An 18,046-nucleotide genomic window follows, 5' to 3' on the forward strand; every position below is an offset into this window, starting at 1 on the left:
GTTGATCATGCTCGCAGCTCATCACTTGTGACCATCCGAACTAGACACTCAGATGATCACTGACGGGCTGCGAGCCCTTCACTCTCGGGTCGGCTCAGCCACAAACCCCGCTCAAGTTCGAAGAGCCCTCATGTCGCGCCCGGTGCGGTCGTGCGGGCCACGCTGGCGGGGTTGCCGACGGCGACGACGTTCGCCGGGAGGTCCCGGGTGACCACCGCGCCGGCGCCGACGACGGTGTTGTCCCCGATGGTGACGCCGGCCAGGACGATCGCCCCGCTGCCCAGCCACACGTTGTCGCCGACGGTGATCGGTTTCGCGGCCTCCCACTTCGCCCGGCGGGACTCGGGGTCCACCGGGTGCGTCGGGGTGAGCAGTTGCACGTTCGTGCCGATCTGCACGTCGTCGCCGATGGTGATCGGCGCGACGTCGAGGGCGACGAGACCGAAGTTGACGAACGACCGGGCGCCGATGCGGATGTGGCTGCCGTAGTCGACCCGCAGCGGCGGCCGGATCTCGGTGTCCGCGCCGATCGCGCCGAGCAGTTGGGTGAGCAGCCGGTGCCGCCGTTGCGGATCCCGGGCCGACGTGGCGTTGAACGCCTCGGTCAGGTCCATGGCGCGCAGGTGCAGCTCGACCAGTTCCGGGTCGTCGGCGAGGTACGGGTCCCCGGCGAGCATCCGCTCGCGCATGGAGCGGCCGTCCAGGTCGGGCGTCATGGGTAGGACCGTACAGATGGGCGGTGGTGTGGGCGGTGGCAACGCCGCGGCATCCGCCCGTGCCGGGCGACGGACCGGGCGGGTGCCGGCCCGGGCGGCGGCTGCCCGCAACCGCCGTGGCCGGGTAGCCTTCGGCGGTGTGATCGTAGGTGAGGTGCCGGTGACGACCGTCGAGCAGAATCCGGCGCGCGGCGCGGCCGCGGCCGCGTCCCCGGTGGGGCCGCGTCCGCTGCCGCTGCGGGTGGCCGTGCCGCTGGCCGTGGCGGCCGGGCTGGCGCTGCTGGTCGCGTTCCCCCCGTACGGGGTGTGGCCGGGCGCGGTGGTCGGGGTGGCGTTGCTGGCCGCGGCCGTGCACCGGCGTCGGTTGCGCGCCGGCGCCGGGTTGGGGTTCCTGGCCGGGGTGGCGTTGTTCGCGCCGCTGCTGGCCTGGACGAACCTGCACACCGGCTACCTGCCGTGGGTGCTGCTGTCGCTGTTGCAGGCGGGGTATCTGGCGCTGCTGGGGGCCGCGGCGGCGTACGGCTCGCCGCTGGTCGACCGGTGGCGGTGGTCGTGGCCGGTGGTGACGGGGCTGCTGTGGGTGGGGCAGGAGGCGCTGCGGTCGCGCACCCCGTTCGGTGGGTTCCCGTGGGGGCGGCTGGCGTTCAGCCAGGACGAGTCGCCGGCGCTGCGGCTGGCCGCGGTCGGTGGGGCGCCGCTGGTGACGTTCGCCGTCGCCGTGGCCGGTGGGCTGCTGGTGACCGCCGCGTGGCGGCCCTGGCGCGGCGCCGGTCGGGTGTGGGCGGTGGCGCCCGCGGTGGGTGTGGTGGCCGTGTTCGCCGTCGGGCTGCTGATGCCCGTCGGTGTCGCCGGCGGCTCCGGCCGTGGTGTCACCGTCGCCGTGGTGCAGGGCAACGTGCCGCGTCTCGGCCTGGACTTCAACGCCCAGCGGCGGGCGGTGCTCGACAACCATGTGCGGGCCACCCTCGACCTGGCGGCGCAGGTCGCCGCGGGCTCCCGACCCCAGCCGGACCTGGTGGTGTGGCCGGAGAACGCCAGCGACATCGACCCGCTGCGCGATCCGGTGGCCGGGGAGTCGATCAGCCGGGCCGCGGACGCGGTGCGCGCGCCCATCCTCGTCGGGGCGTTGCTGCTGGGCCCAGGTGAGCACGTCCGCAACGCCGGCATCCTGTGGCGGCCCGGCGCCGGCCCGGACCTGGAGCAGCTGTACGTCAAGCGGCACCCGGTGCCGTTCGCCGAGTACGTGCCGCTGCGCGGCGTCGCCCGCATGGTCAGCAAGCAGGTCGACCGGATCCGCAACGACTTCGTGGCCGGCGACCGGGTGGGCGTCGTCGACGCCGGTCCGGCGGTGCTCGGCGACGTGATCTGCTTCGAGGTGGCCTACGACGGTCTCGTCCGCGACACCGTCACCGGTGGGGCGCAGCTGCTGGTCGTGCAGACCAACAACGCCACGTTCGACGTGGCCGAGGCCCGCCAGCAGCTGGCGATGGTGCGGTTGCGGGCCGTGGAGCACGGCCGTGCGTCGTTGATGGCCTCCACGGTCGGGGTGTCCGGGTTCGTCACCCCGGACGGGCGGGTATCCGACGCCACCGGGTTCAACACCCGCGCCGTGGTGCTGCGTGAGCTGCGCCTCGGCGACGGGCGCACCCTGGCCACCCGCGTCGGGGTGTGGCCGGAGGTGGTGCTGGCCGGCCTCGCCGTCGCGGCCGTGGCCGCGTCGGTGGTGGTGCGCCGCCGGCGCCTGCCCGGGTAGCGGAGGCGCGCGCACGCCGCGCCGGGGGCGGAGGATGCGGTGAGCGGAACGGTCGGCACCACCCGGACGGGGGCCGAGCACCGGCCGGCGCTGCGGCGGGTCCTGGTGGTCATTCCCACCTACAACGAGGCCGACAACGTCACCACGGTCGTGGAGCGGGTCCGCCGCGCCGCCCCGGAGGTGGACGTGTTGATCGCCGACGACAACAGCCCCGACGGCACCGGGACGATCGCCGAGGCGATGGCCCGCACCGACCGGCGGGTGCACGTGTTGCACCGCCCGGGTAAGCAGGGTCTCGGCGCGGCGTACCTGGCGGGGTTCGCGTGGGCCCGCCACCGCGGCTACGACGCGGTGGTGGAGATGGACGCCGACGGCTCCCACGCCCCGGAGGACCTGCCGCGGCTGCTGGCCGCCGCCGGCGACGCCGACGTGGTGATCGGGTCGCGGTGGACGCGTGGGGCTCAGGTGGTGAACTGGCCGCTGCGGCGGCTGCTGCTGTCGCGGTGCGGGAACCTGTACGCGCGGCTGGTGTTGGGTATGCCGGTGGCGGATGCCACGGGCGGGTACCGGGTGTACCGGTTGGGGGTGCTGGATGCCGTGGACCTGGAGTCGGTGTGCTCGCAGGGCTACTCGTTCCAGGTGGAGTTGTCGCGGCTGGCGCATCGGGCGGGGGCGCGGATCGTGGAGGTGCCGATCACCTTCGCGGAGCGGGAACGCGGGGCGAGCAAGATGAGCCCGCTGATCGTGGCGGAGGCGCTGTGGCGGATCAGCGTGTGGGGGGTGCAGGACCGGCGTACGGCGTGGCGGCGTGCCCTGCACGGCACCCCCGACGGCCAGGTGCGGTGGCCGTGACGCGTCGGCGTGTCATGCTGGAATCCGGCCGCGAGCGACGCGATGGGGTGAGATGCGCCGAGGACTGAGATTCGTACCGTTGGCCCTGCTGGTGGCGGTGCTGCTGGAGTTGGCGGTGTTCGTCGGCGTGGGCCGGGCCGTCGGGTTCGGCGCGGCGGTGCTGCTGGTGTTCGCCGTGTCGCTGGTGGGTCTGGTGCTGCTGCGCAGGGAGGGCATGCGCGCCTGGCGTGGGTTCCGGGCCGCCGCGGCGTCGGGGCAGCCGCCCGGCCCGCAGGTCACCGACGGCCTGGTCGGTCTGGCGGGGGCGCTGCTGCTGGCCACGCCCGGGCTGGTCAGCGGCCTGTTCGGGGTGCTGCTGCTGGTGCCGCCGCTGCGGGGCGCGGCGCGGGTCGGGCTGCGCCGGGTCGCCGAGCGGCGGGTGTCGTCGATGGTCGCCGGTGACCTGTTCGGGCCGCGCCGGGTGCGGGTGCGCCGCGGCGAGGCGCAGCCCACCCCGCCGCAGCAGCAGCAGCCGACGGTGGTCGACGGCGGCCGGGCCATCGAGGGGGAGATCGTCGAACCGGGCCGCTGACGGTTCTGGAAGCCGACGGAAAACGCCCCCGGGATGCCTCCCGGGGGCGTTTCGTGACGTCAGGCTCAGGCGCGGCCGCGGCGGGTGCGGACCTCCTGCAGCCGCTCGGCGAGGATGTCCTCCAGCTCGGCGATGGAACGCCGCTCCAGCAGCATGTCCCAGTGCGTGCGCGGCGGCTTGGCCTTTTTCTGCTCCGGCTCGCTGCCGTCGACCAGCCGGGCGACGCTGCCGTCGAACCTGCACTCCCAGGTGGTGGGGACCTCCGCGTCGACGGCGAACGGCACCTCGAACTGGTGGCCCTTGGCGCACAGGTACTCGCGGGACTGACGCGGCGCGAGCTCCGTGTTCCGGTCGGATTCGTAGCTGACCGCGCCCAGACGGCTTCCGCGCAGCATACGCTCGCCCATGATCGACTTCCCCTCGTTGGATGATGGTGCTGTTCTTCTCGGTGTAACGGTCCACGCCGGCCGGGCCATTCCCACCGCCGGGTCCAGGTCCGTGGGCGCGGCGCGGCCGATGCCCCCGGCAAGGGTAACCGGCCGGGTCAGGCACCCGACGGGGTCGTCCGGCGTGTCGGTTCGGTGGCCGGTCCGGCGCGGCCGCAAGCCGTTGAGGGCGAAACCGTCGTGCGCTGACGACCGGCGTCGCGGAAAGTCCTTCAGAAATCCGGGTGGCGGTGTCGGATCGGGGCGGTGGTGTTCGTAGCAGGGGTGAGGCCGTCCGCAAGGGGGCGGCGCCCGCGGTATGCAACGGCGTGAAGTCCCTGACCACCGAACCACGCTGTCTTGACCCCAGAGGAGATGATCTTCAGATGCAGTACCTGGTTTCCGTGATCGATGACAAGATCAATCCCGGCAGCACGGACAGGCAGCCTGCCATCAGCGCGTTCAACGAACGACTGATCGCCGAGGGCTACTGGGTTTTCGCGGGCGGACTCGCGGACACCGACACGGCCACGGTCGTCGACAACCGGGGCGCGCAGGCCGTGTTCAGCGACGGGCCTTTCGTGGAGTCGAAGGAGTACCTCGCCGGCGTCTGGGTGTGGGAGGTCCCCGATCTGGATGTGGCGCTCAAGCTCGCCGCCGAGGCGTCGAGAATCTGCGATCGGAAGATCGAGGTGCGGCCGTTCCAGTGAGCGACGTCGGGAAGGCGGTCACCCGGGCCCACCACGACGAGTGGGCCCGGGTGGTGGCCGCCCTGACCAGGCGTTTCGGTGACCTTGACATCGCCGAGGAGGCGGCGGCCGAGGCGTTCGCGACCGCCGTCGAGCGGTGGCCGGCCGACGGCGTGCCGCCCAACCCCGGCGCCTGGCTGACCACCACCGCCGTTCGCAAGGCCATCGACCGGATCCGGCGTGAGAACAAGCGCGACGACAAGCACAAGGAGGCTCAGATGGTGTACGACAACACCCCACCCGAGCCTCTCGGCGCCATCGACGACGACCGGCTGCGGCTGATCTTCACCTGCTGTCACCCGGCGCTGGCGATGGAAGCCCGCCTGGCGCTGACGCTGCGCATGGTCGGCGGTCTGACCGTGCCCGAGATCGCCCGCGCCTTCCTGGTCGCCGAGAGTGCCATGGGGCAGCGGATCACCCGCGCGAAGGCCAAGATCAAGGCGGCGCGCATCCCCTATCGGATGCCGTCCGCCGAGGATCTCCCGGCCCGCGTCACCGGCGTGCTCGGCGTCCTCTTTCTCGTCTTCAACGAGGGCTACCTGGCGACCGGCTCCGACACCGACCCCGTACGGCACGACCTGACCGCCGAGGCGATCCGGCTCACTCGCCTGATCCGTGCCCTCCTGCCCGAGGACGGTGAGGTGGCCGGGCTGCTGGCGCTGATGCTTCTGATCGAGGCCCGCCGCACCGCCCGGGTCTCGGCCAGCGGCGAACTGGTCGCCCTCGACGAGCAGGACCGTGGCGCCTGGGACAAGGCGCTGATCGCCGAGGGTCATCGGCTGGTGCGCGAGCGCTTGGCCGCCGGGGTGGCTCCGGGTCGCTACCAGATCCTCGCGGCGATCAACGCCGTGCACACCTCCGCCCGCGACGTACGCGACACCGACTGGTCACAGATCCTCGCCCTCTACGACCAGCTCGTCCGCCTCGACCCCTCGCCGGTCATCGCCCTCAACCGGGCCATCGCGGTCGCCGAGCTCGACGGCCCGGAGGTGGCACTGGCTGCCGTCGACCGCCTTGAGCACAGGTTGGCCGGATATCACGCCTACCACGCCACCCGCGCCGACCTGCTGCGCCGGCTGGGCCGCAGTCAGCAGTCGCTTGCGGCCTACGACAAAGCCATCGAGCTGGCGGGCAACACCGCCGAGACCGCCTACCTGACCCGCCGCCGCGGCCAACTGCGGTAGTGCCCACGGATCCCGATCGAAACCCCGCGCGCAGCGGCGGCCGACCCCGGGGGCGTCCTGCCGATGCGTTCCGCAACCTGTCGCGCCAGCGACGGGTTGCGCTTCGTCCGAACTTCGAATGCCAGGTCGCGGGTACGCATTTCGCGACGCCGAACGCGCAGACGATGCCCCGGTAAGGGCAACCAGATCGGCCTAATCCCCGCATGAGGTCGTTCAGCTTCCGACGGTCGGCACCGCACTGTCATCGGCAGAAGTGGATGCGGACGCGAAGGCCGACCGCCGCCTACTGCGTACCTTCGAGGGGGTGTGGGGCTGCCCGGCGTTGTGGGCGACAGCCGGCCCCACGGCGGCTGCTCGCCACGTCGCACGGCCCGGCGTCGTAGATCACCCCTGGAAGGGGCGGCTGGCGCGGCAAGATCCAGATCGGCCTCGGCGACACCAAAAGTGGGATAAAGCGGAACCTTGCCGGCCTACTGCTGGTTACGCTGTCGCAGGAGGTGAGCCATCATGTTGACAGACGCACCGGCGCAGGCGGCTATTCCAGCGAGCGACATGGAGCGGGCCAAGCGCTTCTATCGCGACACCCTGGGCCTGACGATCTCCAGGGAGGCCGAGGACGCAGTCCATCTTGAGTCCGGTGGAACCCAGTTCTTCATCTATCCCACCTCCAACGCCGGGCAGGCGCCCCACACGCTGGCGGCCTGGATGGTCGCCGACCTCGACGCCGAAATGACGGACCTCCGGGGGCGCGGCGTGACGTTCGAGGAGTACGACCTGCCTGGTCTCAAAACAGTCAACGGCGTGGCAGAGTTTGCGACGATGCGCGGCGCCTGGTTCAAGGACAGCGAAGGCAACATTCTCGGCGTGAGCCAACCACGCGGAGGCTAATTCCCCTTCCGGGGGCGTGCGGTGACCATGGTCGTACCACGGAACCCGGCGCCGCCGCCCGTCAAGCGGGCGCGATGCCTGGCGGGTACGGCCGGCCCGGTCAGCGGGGCGGGTTCGCCGGGGCGCCCAGCCGGGCCAACGCCGCCGCCAGGTCACTGACCTGGTCCACCAGTTGCGCCGCGCGCCGCTGCGCCGCGTCCCGCTCGGCCTCGGCGGCGCGCAGCCGTACTTCCAGTTCACCGAGGCGGCCCTGCGCGGCCGCGGCGGCCTGCCGGGCGGCGGTCAGCTCGGCGGCGAGCGCGTCGCGCGCGGCGAGCGCCTCGGCCGCCCGCGCCGACGCCGCCGCCGTCTCCTGGCGGGCCGCCCGCGCCGATGCCTGCTCCCGGTCGGCGGCCCGCCGCGCCTCGGTCGCCTCGACGCGCAGCCGCTCGGCCAGCTCGCGGGCCTGGCCGGCCTCGGCGAGCGCGGCGTCGGCCTGCTCGCGGGCCCGCCGGGCGTCGGCGCGGGCCCGCTCGGCCTCGGTGTCGGCCCGCTCCGCCCGCTGCCGCGCCTCCTCCGCGGCCCGGGCGGTGCGCTGCGCGTCGGTGCGGGCGGCGTCGCGCTGCGCGGTCAGGTCCTCGGCCCGTCGGCGCTGCGCGTCGCGCTCCTGGCGTACGGCGCGCAGCTCGTCGCGGGCCGCGTCACGGTCGCGTTCGGCCTGTGTTCGCAGGGCCTGCGCCGCGCCCGCCTCCCCGCGCGCGGCGTCGCGCGCCGCCTCGGCGGCGTCGGCGCGCTGTACGGCCTGCGCCGACTCCTGCTCGGCCCGGGCCGCGCGCTGCTCGGCGGCGTCGCGCTGCGCGTGCGCCTGCTGGGCCTCCTGCCGGGCCCGGGCCGCGGCCGCCGCGGCGTCCTCGGCCTCGCGGCGGGCCTCGTCGCGGTCGGTGTGCGCCCGCGCCACCTGCGCCGCCGTCTCCGCGCGCAGCTGCGCCAGTTGCCGCTCGACGCCGTCGGGGGACAACTCGGCGTGCAGCGCCTCTGTCAGGGTCTGCACGATCTGGTCGAGCCGGTCCACCGCCTCCCAGGTGCGGGCCACCTGGCCGGGCAGGCCGGGGGCGTTGCGGTGGCGCATCCTGCCGTTGCGGGAGGCCCGCTGGCAGGCGCCGTCGTTGTCCCGGCAGTAGCGGAACGGCCGGCCCGCGCCCACCCGCTGCGGCACCGGCCGCCCGCAGTGCGCGCAGGGGCGGGTCTCGGTGGGCGGTGCCTCGGCGTCCATCGACTGCGGAGTCTATCGGCGTGCCGTGGCGGGCCCGCCGCCGGCGCTCGGCCGTCAGCCGGTGGTCACGGCGGCGCGGGAACGGTCCGCGGCGATGCGTACGGCCAGCGCGGCCAGCACCGTGCCCATGACGTACCGCTGGATCCGCAGCCACGTCGGGCGGCGGCCCAGGAACGACGCGATCGACCCGGCGGTGAGCACGATCAGCGCGTTGACGGTCAACGCGATGGCGATCTGCACCAGCCCCAGCAGCAGACTCTGCGCCGCCACGTGCCCGCGCTGCGGGTCGACGAACTGCGGCAGCAGCGACACGTACAGGATCGCGATCTTCGGGTTGAGCAGGTTGGTGACCAGCCCCATGGTGAACAGCCGTCGCGGCGGGTCCGGCGGCAGCGGCGTCGGCGCGAACGCCGACCGGCCGCCCGGGCGCACCGCCTGCCAGGCCAGCCACAGCAGGTACGCCGCCCCGGCCAGCTTCACCGCCGCGTACAGCGTCGGCACCAGCACGAACACCGTGGCGATGCCGGCGACCGCGGCGGTCAGGTACACGCCGAACCCGACGGCCACCCCGGCCAGCGACACCAGCCCGGCCCGGCGGCCCTGCGTCACCGACCGCGACACCAGGTAGAGCATGTTCGGCCCGGGCGTGAGCACCAGCCCCAGCGCCACCAGCGCGATTCCGAGCACCGCCGCCGCCTCGACCACGTCCCGCCCCCGTTCCTCGCCGCCCTCTGCGGCAGACCCTACGGGCTGTCGAGGCCGACCGAAGTGGCCCACGTCACCAGTCACAGATAGGTGGAACACCACCCGGCTTGCATGGTCATGCAGTCGTGTGCATATACTCTTACTCGTGTCCAAGGTGCTCACCTCCCTGCCTGTCGGCGAACGTGTCGGAATTGCCTTCTCCGGAGGCCTCGACACCTCCGTAGCTGTCGCGTGGATGCGCGAGAAGGGCGCGGTGCCCTGCACCTACACCGCCGACATCGGCCAGTACGACGAACTCGACATCGCCTCCGTGCCCGGCCGCGCCACCACCTACGGCGCCGAGGTCGCCCGCCTGGTCGACTGCCGGGCCGCGCTGGTGGAGGAGGGGCTGGCGGCCCTGGCGTGCGGGGCCTTCCACATCCGCTCCGGCGGCCGTACCTACTTCAACACCACCCCGCTCGGCCGCGCCGTCACCGGCACCCTGCTGGTGCGCGCGATGCTCGAGGACGACGTGCAGGTCTGGGGCGACGGCTCCACCTTCAAGGGCAACGACATCGAGCGGTTCTACCGCTACGGGCTGCTCGCCAACCCGTCCCTGCGGATCTACAAGCCGTGGCTGGACGCCGACTTCGTCAGCGAGCTCGGCGGCCGCAAGGAGATGTCCGAGTGGCTGCTCGCCCGCGACCTGCCCTACCGGGACAGCACGGAGAAGGCCTACTCCACCGACGCGAACATCTGGGGCGCGACCCACGAGGCGAAGGCCCTCGAACACCTCGACGCGGGCATCGAGATCGTCGAGCCGATCATGGGTGTGCGGTTCTGGGACCCGGCCGTCGAGATCGCCGCCGAGGACGTCACGATCGGCTTCGCGCAGGGCCGCCCGGTGACGATCAACGGCAAGGAGTTCGGCTCCGCCGTCGACCTGGTCCTGGAGGCCAACGCCATCGGCGGCCGCCACGGCCTGGGCATGTCCGACCAGATCGAGAACCGGATCATCGAGGCCAAGAGCCGCGGCATCTACGAGGCACCGGGCATGGCGCTGCTGCACGCGGCGTACGAGCGGCTGGTCAACGCCATCCACAACGAGGACACCCTGGCCAGCTACCACACCGAGGGACGGCGGCTGGGCCGGCTGCTGTACGAGGGCCGCTGGCTGGACCCGCAGGCGCTGATGCTGCGCGAGTCGCTGCAACGCTGGGTCGGTTCCGCCGTCACCGGCGAGGTGACCCTGCGCCTGCGCCGCGGCGAGGACTACTCAATCCTGGACACCACCGGGCCGACGTTCAGCTACCACCCCGACAAGCTGTCGATGGAGCGGACCGAGGACTCCGCGTTCGGGCCGGTCGACCGCATCGGCCAGCTGACCATGCGTAACCTCGACATCGCCGACTCCCGCGCCAAGCTGGAGCAGTACGCCGGGTTGGGGATCCTCGGCGGCAACGGGCACCCGCGGCTGATCGGCGCCGCGCAGCCGGCCTCGACCGGGCTGATCGGCGCGCTGCCCGAGGGCGGCGCCGAGGCGATCGCCTCCCGCGGGGAGGTCCCCGGCGACGAGCTGCTCGACCGCGTGGCGATGGAGTCCGGCACCGACTGACCGCCCCCGGCGGGTCGAGCACCCGACGCGCGGCCCCCGCGGCGACGAGGGGGCCGCGCGTCGCGCTACGCGCCCTGCCCGTGCGGCGGCCCGAGGAGCCGGTTGAGCAGCCGGGGCTCCCCGGGCCACGCCGCCAGCAGCACCTCCCGGGGGACCTGCCGCCCGGCGTAGCGCAGCGCCAGCGCGACCACGACGATGTCGTCGAGCGGGCCGATCACCGGCAGGAACTCCGGGATCAGGTCGATCGGGCTGGCCACCCACAACCCGGCCACCACGACGGCGATCTTCGCCCGGCGGGGCACCCGCGGGTCGGTGCGCAGCCGGCGCACCGTGGTGAGGCAGTCCGGGATGAACGCGGCCAGGTCACGCAGGATGCCCGGCGGCAGCCGCCGGGCCAGCAGCACCAGCACCGCCCAGCTGGCCAGCAGGCAGCCCACCGCCGCTGCCAGGCCGATCAGCCAGTCACGCATCCGTTGTGGTCCTTCCCCTGCCTCGTACGCCGACCGGGGCGAGCGCCCCGCCGGAGGCAATCTATGCCCCGGCGCCCACGGTCGCCCAGCCGGAATGCCCGCCCCGCCGACGGCGCTGTCCAGGCGGAAGGCACGTTACGGTGGGGGCCGGAGGGGGGTGGCGGCGGTGACCGGTGGATGGGAAGCGAAGGCCGAGGCGGAGATCCGCACCGCGCAGGAACGCGGCGAATTCGACAACCTGCCCGGTACGGGCAAGCCGATCCCCGGACGGAACCTGCCCTACGACGAGTCGTGGTGGATCAAGAGCTTCCTGCAGCGGGAAGACCTGCCCACCGACCTGCTGCTGCCCACCCCGCTGCTGCTGCGCAAGAAGATCGAGCAGGTCCCCGACGAGGTACGCGACCTGCCCACCGAGCAGGCGGTGCGGGCGTACGTGGGCGACCTCAACGCCCAGGTCATGGCCTGGCTGCGCAGCCCGACCGGCCCGCGGGTCGCCGTACGCCCCGTCAACGCCGACGACGCCGTACGCCGGTGGCGCGCCGACCGGGAGGCCCGCGCCGCCGCCGCGACGACGCCCCCGGCGACGGCGCCCCGGTCCGAGGCCATCGCCCCTCGGCGTGCCCGCTGGCGCTGGCGGCTGCCCTGGCGCGGCCGCCGGAGGAACACCGGGGGCGGGGGAGGATCGGTGCAGGACGCGGCCGCGCTCAGCGGGGCTGGGCGTCCCTGACGAACAGGACCCCGTCTGTCCTGGCCAGGTGGGCCGGGTCCAGCGGGGCGTAGCCGAACCAGTCAGACGCGCGGGCAGCGGGTGGCACGTCGCCGAGGACGGCGGCCAGTCGGCGGGCGTCGACGACGTACCGGTCCTCCGGGAGCGCGTACAGGAGCCCTTCGAGGGTGTCCGGGGGTGGGGTCTGCACACCGTGGTGGCGGATCGTGCCGACAGCCGTGGCCAGGAAGGCGTACCCCTCGCCCAGCTGGGCGCTGACGATCGCCCCGGCGCTCCACCACTCCACCGGCCCCGCCCACATCCGCATCGTGCTCTTGTCCCGCTGGAGATGCCCGTTGTGGGCGTACACCAGCGCCGGGCCCCGTTCGGCGACGGCGAGCAGGTTGGCGGCCATCATCGACGCCCGCACGCACAGCAGCCGCGCCATGCGGCCCGGTGACGTGTCGGCCATCCAGAAGTGGTACCGCAGCAGCCCGGTGGCGGTACGGCCGTACATGCGTGCCCGGTCCCATTCGTCCCGCGAGGACGCCGCGATCAGGTGTGGCGTCTGCGTGTCGAGCAGGGCCACCAGGTCGTCGGCGAGTAGCCGCAACTGCCTGGCCTCGGGCGTCTGCCCCACGGACCGGGACGGATCCGTCATCGCGGCGGGATCGGTCCACCGGTCGTCGGCGCCGAGCAGGCGGTCGAGCGTTTCCGCGGTGCAGGGAAGCAGGTCGACGTCGACCCGGGCGGTGAGGGCCTGCCGAGGGCTCGCGGCGCCGGTGATCTCCAGCGGGCCGTCGAAACCGGCGAAGCGCAGCCGCGCCGACGCGGGCCGGCCGTCGTTGTACGCACGCATCCAGCGCACCAGTTCGCGGTTGGCCGCAGACGCGCCGAACCCGTGGCTGAAGCCGCGCCCCATGGCCTCGTCGAGGGTGCCCGTACCCGAGTCCACGTAGTCGTCCACGACCAGGCCCATCATGCAGTCGCTCTCGATGGCGATCGTCCGGTAGCCCTCCCGCTCGACGAGTTGCCGGAACAGATCGTTGCGCACCTCGAGCAGGACGTCCTCGCCGTGCGTGGGCTCACCCACGGCGAGCAGGCGTGGCCGGGCCGGGAGCAACCCCATGACGGCAGCAGCGTCAACGGCACAGGCGATTTCTGCGATGCCAGCAGTCATACCGTAAACGGTATCGTTGAACCAACGGTGGAGACTTTTACGTAAGGTATGGCGGGGCAGTGAGGCGAAACCTTCAAGACGGGCAGCGGCTGAGGCCGATCGACCTGGCACGCGGGTACGGCCTGTCCACGCAGGCGGTCAGGAACTACGAGGCGGCCGGCATCCTTCCGGAGGCCGAGCGGACCCCCCACGGCTACCGCACCTACACGCCGCTGCACGCGAAAGCCCTGAACGCGTTCCTCGCCCTCGTGACCGGACACGGCCACCAGACGGCCACGTCGATCATGCAGGCGGTCAACCGGGACGCGACCGAGGACGCGCTTCGGCTCATCGACGAGAGCCACGCCCAACTGCTCGACGACCGCCGCACCCTCCAGGCCGTCAAAGCCGCGCTCCGCGACCTCGAGCCCGTGCCGTCCGAACGCGGCGACACCTTCGTCGGCCCCCTGTCGAGAAGGCTCGGCATCCGCCCGGCCACCCTGCGCAAATGGGAACGCGCCGGCCTGGTCCAGCCACGCCGCGACCCGCAGACGGGCTACCGGGTCTACACCGCGGCCGACGTGCGCGACGCGCTACTGGCCCATCAGCTCAGACGCGGCGGCTACCTGCTGGAACAGATCGCCCCGCTGATCGTCCAGGTCCGCCGCGCCGGGGGCGTCGCCCCGCTCGAGTCGATGCTGCGCGACTGGCGCGCCCGCCTCTCGGCCCGCAGCCGCGCCATGCTCACCGGCGCTGCCGCGTTGGACGCCTACCTCGCCTGCCGACCGGAGGCAGCCGGAGGCAGACCAGGTGCGGGCGCCATCGCATCGCCTGTTGTGCGTCCCTCATCCGGGTAGGGCGGCCCGCCACGTCCACGACGTGCGCCGGGGCCGCCCGTCGAACTCGCCCCGCCCGGTCATCCACAGCAGCACCTCGGCGGGCGGCCCCGGCGGGGCGTCGGGGAACAGCCGGGCCAGCACGCCGGCGCTGAGCGCGGCGGGCGGCTGCCAGGCAACGCCCAGGCCCCGGGTGACGTCCACCGTGTGCAGCAGCGCCTCGGCAACCCCCATGGCGGCGAACCCGGTCGGGTCGCAGGGGCCGAAGTGCCAGGCCCGCAGGGCGGGGTCGGCGGTGTCGAGGGCGGCGGCGAGCAGGCCACCGCAGGCGGCGACGACGGTCAGCACCTGCGCGGGGGTCGCGGTGGGGGAGACGGTCAGGTCGAACGGCAGGTACCGGTCGGTCGGCCTGCCGGCCAACTGCCCGGCGTACGCGAGCAGGTCGTGCGCCACGTGCGCGGCCGTCGTCCAGCAACTCCAGTCCAGGTCTCCGGCCGGCACCGTCCAGTCCCGCCCCGCGTGCGGCCCGAGCACGCCGATCATCTCGGCGATCGCCTCGCGGACCTGCGCCTCACCCATCCCCGGCGCCTGCCCCCCACCCATCCCAGCATCCTCGCGCACCGGCGCCCGCGTTGCCTCAGCGGCCGCGCTTCGCCCGCACCCGCGAGTCGTCCACCGGCCCGAAAAATGGAAAGCAGCGCCGAACGGCATCGCCTAACCTCGCGAGGAGAACCACCCACACGAAGAGGAGATCGACCATGAGGACGTCCGGCGGTCACCCCGGTTCCTTGTCCGTCTCCGCCGCCGGAAAGGCACTTCGTGTTAGGTCCGTTCGAAAGCCCTGTTGACCCCTTCCCAACCGGCAACCACCCCACCCCGGCCCGCAACGTCCGGCTGTTCCTCCTGCAGGAACTCCGGCCGCTGCGACCGGTCGTGGCGGCGGCCGTCGCCACCACGATCCTGTGCGCCGCGGTCGAGGTGTGGCTCATCGGGTACGCCGGACGCCTCGTCGACACGCTCGCCGCCGCGAGCCCGGACACGCTCTGGGCCAGCCACGGCACCGAACTGCTCACCGTGGCCGTGTCGGTGCTGCTGATCAGACCGCTGCTGCACCTGGTCAGCGAGGCGCTGGACGACATCGCGTTCCGCGCCAACGCCCGCCCGCTCGTGCGCTGGCGGGCGCACCGCCACGTGTCCCGGCAGTCCGTCGGCTGGTTCCGCAACGACCTCGCCGGACGTATCGCCACCTGGGTCCGCGACGGCGGCGACGCCGCCAGCACCGCCGCGTACTCGATCCTCCACACGCTGGTGTTCGTGGTCGCCTACATCGCCGGCTCGGTGTGGCTGATGTCCACGATCGACCTGCGCCTGCTGCTCCCACTGGCCGCCTGGATCCTGGCGTACGCGCTGCTCATGCGGTGGGCGGTGCCGCGCTACCGGCGCGCGTCGGAGCGCCTGCAGGACGCGGAGTCCGCGCTGACCGGCCTGCTGGTCGACTCGTACGCCAACGTCGACACGCTCGCGTTGCTCGGCGGCCAGGACAACCACACCGAGCACGACCGTCGGGTGTTCGCGCTGACCAGGCGCGCGCACCTGGACCTGCAGCGGGTCGAGGTGACGATCAACGGCACCATGATGGCGCTCGGCAGCGCCCTGCTCGTCGGACTCGTCGGGTACGGGATCGTGCTCTGGCGTACCGATTCGGCGCCCCTGGGTCTTGTCGCGGCCGCCCTGGCGCTCAGCTTCCGGATCACCGCGATGGCGGAGTGGCTGCTGGACGCGGTGTCGTCGCTGTTCGGTTCCGTCGGCGCGCTGCGGCGGGCCCTGCGGACCATCGCGCAACCGCTCGCGGTCGCCGACAAACCCCAGGCCGTCCCTCTGCGGGTACGCGGCGGAGCCATCAGTTTCTCGCGGGTCAGCCACCACTACGGCCGGGGCGAGGGCGGGCTCGACCGACTGAGCCTCGACGTCGCCGCCGGCGAGCGCGTCGGCATCGTCGGCCGCTCCGGCGCGGGCAAGTCCACGCTGGTCGGCCTGCTGCTGCGGTTCCACGACCCGGAGTCGGGCACGATCACGATCGACGGCACCGACATCACGGACGTGACACAGGAGAGCCTGCGCGGCCAGATCGCCATGGTCGCCCAGGAGGCCACGCTGCTGCACCGCTCGGTCCGGGAGAACATCGCCGGCCCCGGTGACGCGGACGACGCGCGGATCGAGGCGGCGGTACGCCGGGCATCCGCTGACGGATTCGTCGCCACGTTGCGGGACGCGGACGGCCGGACCGGCCTGCACGCGCATGTCGGCGAGCGGGGCGTGCGCCTGTCCGGGGGCCAGCGGCAACGGATCGCCCTGGCCCGCGCGTTCTACCGGAACGCGCCGATCCTGGTTCTGGACGAGGCCACGTCCGCGCTCGACTCCGAGGCGGAGGCCGCCATCCACGACACGCTCGGCGAGGTGATGGCCGGCCGTACCGTGCTCGCGATCGCGCACCGGCTGTCCACCATCGCCCGCATGGACCGGATCGTGGTCCTCGACGCCGGCCGGATCGCGGAGCAGGGCACCCACGCCGAGTTGCTGGCACGCGGCGGGCTCTACGCAGACCTGTGGTCGCGGCAGTCCGACGGATTCCTCGGCACCGCCGTCGTCCGGGACGCGGCGCGGGCGCGCGTCCCGGACGACGCCCCCGGCGCTGTCGGCACGGGCAGCGACGCGGGACGCCGCGCAGACCGCGGCTGAGCTCGGGCGTCTCCGACGGATCGGGTACCGGGACGCCACGCGGCCGCCGGCTCGGGCGTCCCGGTACCCGCCGAACAAGGCCGGGCTGGCGATATCGCCAGCCCGCCGTCGGTGTCATCCGCCGGTGATGCCGCCGTGTGTGTGGGCGGCATCATCGGCGTACGAGCATGCCGGCGGCATGCGCAAGGTCGGGGACCGCAGACATGACGCGCCTGATCTCCCCGGCCGGGAACGGCGTGGCCCGACTCTCACCGAACAGATCCCAGTAGAAGCCGTTCATGACGACCGCGACGGGCGCGTACCGTCTGACGATCTCCGCAGGCGTCGCCGGCACCCCTGTGACCTCGGCGCCTGCGGCACAACGCCGGATGTAGTCGTTGCGTTCGACGGGACCGCCGGTGTCCGGGTCCACCACCCCGCATACGTTGCTGACCAGCCAGTTGACCAACTGCGTCACCGCGTAGCACACGTCGTGGGGCATGTTGCGCACGAGGAAGTCCGACTCGGCGGCTGACAGGTCGAACCGGTGCGACGTGGCGAGGCCGAGGTCGGCGAAGTAGAGGCGTTGCCCGTCGGTCAGGACGTTGCCGAAGTGGGCATCGAAGTGCTGCAGCCCGCTTGCGTTCATGATGGCGATGTCGGTGCGCAAGCCCTGCTCGACCATCGTGCAGGCGGAGGTGACCGCCTCCTCCCCGGCGGCGAGCTGTTCCAGTACGCGACGGCGCGGTCGATGTCCACGTGCTCTTCGGGCAGCGGTGCCGCGCCGGGCAGTACCCGCCAGTGATACATCAGCGGGAATGCCTCGCACCGCCCGGTGAGCACCCAGTTGGTCGTCCAGGTGTTCGCGGCGAGTTCCCGCCATGCCCCGAAGCCGGGGCTGCCGACCCGTACTGGCAGAACGGCGGCAGCCCGAACATGTTCGCCGTGGACATGACGTTCTCGGGGCGGCGTTCGAGGTCAGTCAGCGGGATCCGCTTGACGAAGACGGGCACGCCGGCGATGTCCAACACGGCCTGCGTGCCACCGATACCGGATTTGACGCTGCGGGCACCGTCCACGAGCTGACCGAGCCGGCGGTCGCTCAGGAGCGCCAACGCGGTGGACACCTCGCCGTACCTGGCCAGGCGTGCGCCGTGTGACATCTCGGTGCCGTCCTGCGTGAACCCCGCCAACGCGTCCCTCCGCTTCCGCGACCGCCGCAGCCGCCACCGCGCCCACACTGCGTGCCCTCGCGGCCCTCAACCAGCCCCGGACGCAGGAACTCGCCGGCGTAGCCGTTCCATAACCGTCCGGGGCCCCTGATTGTGCCGCTCGGTGAACCCGGGGTTCGACAGTCGGTGGGCATGCGGCGGTGGGGAATCTGCGGGCTGACCTGTGGTGATAGGCATGAGGGCGCTTCGGGGCCGTTTGCCCACGGCTCCGAAGCGCGTTTTCCCAGCTCGGCGGC

19 protein-coding genes are annotated in these 18,046 nt (G+C 73.0%); 10 read left to right on the forward strand and 9 right to left on the reverse strand.

All coding sequences use genetic code 11. From position 1 onward, the window contains the following. Window positions 1-128 precede the first annotated feature (128 nt). Entirely contained in the window at window positions 129-716 is a 588-nt protein-coding gene (locus ABGB16_RS30745; protein WP_347671578.1) for a sugar O-acetyltransferase, read from the reverse strand. A gap of 214 nt (window positions 717-930) precedes the next feature. Here ABGB16_RS30745 and lnt point away from each other — a divergent pair, with 214 nt between their 5' ends. From lnt to ABGB16_RS30760, 3 genes are read left to right on the forward strand one after another with little or no spacing between them, the layout of a single operon-like run. Next, window positions 931-2,469 carry an apolipoprotein N-acyltransferase gene (gene lnt / locus ABGB16_RS30750; protein ID WP_347671593.1) on the forward strand — a complete coding sequence of 513 codons (1,539 nt, stop codon included), beginning with the start codon at window positions 931-933 and terminating at the stop codon, window positions 2,467-2,469. Window positions 2,470-2,508: 39 nt separating this feature from the next. After that, the gene (locus ABGB16_RS30755) at window positions 2,509-3,321 is read left to right on the forward strand and encodes a polyprenol monophosphomannose synthase (RefSeq protein WP_347671579.1); all 813 of its coding nucleotides are present in this window, start codon (window positions 2,509-2,511) and stop codon (window positions 3,319-3,321) included. Between the two features lie 52 nt (window positions 3,322-3,373). Then, window positions 3,374-3,892, forward strand: a complete 519-nt coding sequence (locus ABGB16_RS30760) for an FxsA family protein (protein WP_347671580.1) — start codon at window positions 3,374-3,376, stop codon at window positions 3,890-3,892. 65 nt (window positions 3,893-3,957) lie between these two features. Here the strand turns inward: ABGB16_RS30760 and ABGB16_RS30765 are convergent, their stop codons facing one another. Continuing rightward, complete coding sequence (locus ABGB16_RS30765) at window positions 3,958-4,299, reverse strand: RNA polymerase-binding protein RbpA (protein WP_145777784.1); 342 nt, start codon at window positions 4,297-4,299, stop codon at window positions 3,958-3,960. Between the two features lie 404 nt (window positions 4,300-4,703). Here ABGB16_RS30765 and ABGB16_RS30770 point away from each other — a divergent pair, with 404 nt between their 5' ends. The 3 genes from ABGB16_RS30770 (at window position 4,704) to ABGB16_RS30780 (ending at window position 7,138) form a co-directional block, all read left to right on the forward strand. After that, a complete protein-coding gene (locus ABGB16_RS30770; RefSeq protein ID WP_347671594.1) occupies window positions 4,704-5,027 on the forward strand; it encodes a YciI family protein in 324 nt (107 codons plus the stop codon). Further along, entirely contained in the window at window positions 5,024-6,250 is a 1,227-nt protein-coding gene (locus tag ABGB16_RS30775; protein WP_347671581.1) for a DUF6596 domain-containing protein, read from the forward strand. Before ABGB16_RS30770 ends, ABGB16_RS30775 begins: the two co-directional genes overlap by 4 nt. Window positions 6,251-6,757: 507 nt before the next feature. Further along, on the forward strand, window positions 6,758-7,138 hold the full coding sequence (locus ABGB16_RS30780) for a VOC family protein (RefSeq protein ID WP_347671582.1): 381 nt from the start codon (window positions 6,758-6,760) through the stop codon (window positions 7,136-7,138). A gap of 100 nt (window positions 7,139-7,238) precedes the next feature. Here the strand turns inward: ABGB16_RS30780 and ABGB16_RS30785 are convergent, their stop codons facing one another. Beyond that, complete coding sequence (locus ABGB16_RS30785; protein ID WP_347671583.1) at window positions 7,239-8,390, reverse strand: hypothetical protein; 1,152 nt, start codon at window positions 8,388-8,390, stop codon at window positions 7,239-7,241. A 54-nt stretch (window positions 8,391-8,444) separates the two neighbouring features. Then, a complete protein-coding gene (locus ABGB16_RS30790; protein ID WP_347671584.1) occupies window positions 8,445-9,095 on the reverse strand; it encodes a LysE family translocator in 651 nt (216 codons plus the stop codon). 145 nt (window positions 9,096-9,240) lie between these two features. On the opposite strand from ABGB16_RS30790, the gene argG reads away from it, so the two are divergent. Next, complete coding sequence (argG, locus tag ABGB16_RS30795; RefSeq protein WP_347671585.1) at window positions 9,241-10,689, forward strand: argininosuccinate synthase; 1,449 nt, start codon at window positions 9,241-9,243, stop codon at window positions 10,687-10,689. A 65-nt stretch (window positions 10,690-10,754) separates the two neighbouring features. On the opposite strand, the gene ABGB16_RS30800 is transcribed toward argG, so the two are convergent. Further along, entirely contained in the window at window positions 10,755-11,159 is a 405-nt protein-coding gene (locus ABGB16_RS30800) for a DUF1232 domain-containing protein (protein WP_347671586.1), read from the reverse strand. 166 nt (window positions 11,160-11,325) lie between these two features. Between ABGB16_RS30800 and ABGB16_RS30805 the strand changes: the two genes are divergently transcribed. Continuing rightward, window positions 11,326-11,886 (forward strand): DUF1992 domain-containing protein, encoded by a 561-nt coding sequence (locus tag ABGB16_RS30805; RefSeq protein WP_347671587.1) that lies wholly within the window; start codon window positions 11,326-11,328, stop codon window positions 11,884-11,886. Here ABGB16_RS30805 and ABGB16_RS30810 read toward each other — a convergent pair. Beyond that, entirely contained in the window at window positions 11,864-13,045 is a 1,182-nt protein-coding gene (locus ABGB16_RS30810; RefSeq protein WP_347671588.1) for an erythromycin esterase family protein, read from the reverse strand. The genes ABGB16_RS30805 and ABGB16_RS30810 overlap by 23 nt on opposite strands. 59 nt (window positions 13,046-13,104) lie before the next feature. Between ABGB16_RS30810 and ABGB16_RS30815 the strand changes: the two genes are divergently transcribed. Beyond that, window positions 13,105-13,881, forward strand: a complete 777-nt coding sequence (locus tag ABGB16_RS30815; protein WP_347671589.1) for a TioE family transcriptional regulator — start codon at window positions 13,105-13,107, stop codon at window positions 13,879-13,881. Here ABGB16_RS30815 and ABGB16_RS30820 read toward each other — a convergent pair. Further along, on the reverse strand, window positions 13,870-14,439 hold the full coding sequence (locus ABGB16_RS30820) for a maleylpyruvate isomerase N-terminal domain-containing protein (RefSeq protein ID WP_347671595.1): 570 nt from the start codon (window positions 14,437-14,439) through the stop codon (window positions 13,870-13,872). The two genes, ABGB16_RS30815 and ABGB16_RS30820, sit on opposite strands and share 12 nt — an antisense overlap. 240 nt (window positions 14,440-14,679) lie before the next feature. Here ABGB16_RS30820 and ABGB16_RS30825 point away from each other — a divergent pair, with 240 nt between their 5' ends. Continuing rightward, a complete protein-coding gene (locus tag ABGB16_RS30825; protein ID WP_347671590.1) occupies window positions 14,680-16,599 on the forward strand; it encodes an ABC transporter ATP-binding protein in 1,920 nt (639 codons plus the stop codon). Window positions 16,600-16,750: 151 nt separating this feature from the next. Here the strand turns inward: ABGB16_RS30825 and ABGB16_RS30830 are convergent, their stop codons facing one another. Continuing rightward, complete coding sequence (locus ABGB16_RS30830) at window positions 16,751-17,263, reverse strand: hypothetical protein (RefSeq protein ID WP_347671591.1); 513 nt, start codon at window positions 17,261-17,263, stop codon at window positions 16,751-16,753. Between the two features lie 124 nt (window positions 17,264-17,387). Beyond that, complete coding sequence (locus ABGB16_RS30835; RefSeq protein ID WP_347671592.1) at window positions 17,388-17,771, reverse strand: hypothetical protein; 384 nt, start codon at window positions 17,769-17,771, stop codon at window positions 17,388-17,390. Window positions 17,772-18,046: the final 275 nt, after the last annotated feature.

The sequence above is a fragment of the Micromonospora sp. B11E3 genome (genome assembly GCF_039871625.1).
GTDB lineage: Bacteria > Actinomycetota > Actinomycetes > Mycobacteriales > Micromonosporaceae > Micromonospora.

Excerpts from the sequence above, each read along its gene's own strand:
- ABGB16_RS30745 (WP_347671578.1), bottom strand. The coding sequence starts at position 716 with ATGACGCCCGACCTGGACGGCCGCTCCATGCGCGAGCGGATGCTCGCC.
- ABGB16_RS30760 (WP_347671580.1), top strand. The coding sequence starts at position 3,374 with ATGCGCCGAGGACTGAGATTCGTACCGTTGGCCCTGCTGGTGGCGGTG.
- ABGB16_RS30765 (WP_145777784.1), bottom strand. The coding sequence starts at position 4,299 with ATGGGCGAGCGTATGCTGCGCGGAAGCCGTCTGGGCGCGGTCAGCTAC.
- ABGB16_RS30770 (WP_347671594.1), top strand. The coding sequence starts at position 4,704 with ATGCAGTACCTGGTTTCCGTGATCGATGACAAGATCAATCCCGGCAGC.
- ABGB16_RS30780 (WP_347671582.1), top strand. The coding sequence starts at position 6,758 with ATGTTGACAGACGCACCGGCGCAGGCGGCTATTCCAGCGAGCGACATG.
- ABGB16_RS30785 (WP_347671583.1), bottom strand. The coding sequence starts at position 8,390 with ATGGACGCCGAGGCACCGCCCACCGAGACCCGCCCCTGCGCGCACTGC.
- ABGB16_RS30800 (WP_347671586.1), bottom strand. The coding sequence starts at position 11,159 with ATGCGTGACTGGCTGATCGGCCTGGCAGCGGCGGTGGGCTGCCTGCTG.
- ABGB16_RS30810 (WP_347671588.1), bottom strand. The coding sequence starts at position 13,045 with ATGACTGCTGGCATCGCAGAAATCGCCTGTGCCGTTGACGCTGCTGCC.
- ABGB16_RS30820 (WP_347671595.1), bottom strand. The coding sequence starts at position 14,439 with ATGGGTGAGGCGCAGGTCCGCGAGGCGATCGCCGAGATGATCGGCGTG.
- ABGB16_RS30830 (WP_347671591.1), bottom strand. The coding sequence starts at position 17,263 with ATGGTCGAGCAGGGCTTGCGCACCGACATCGCCATCATGAACGCAAGC.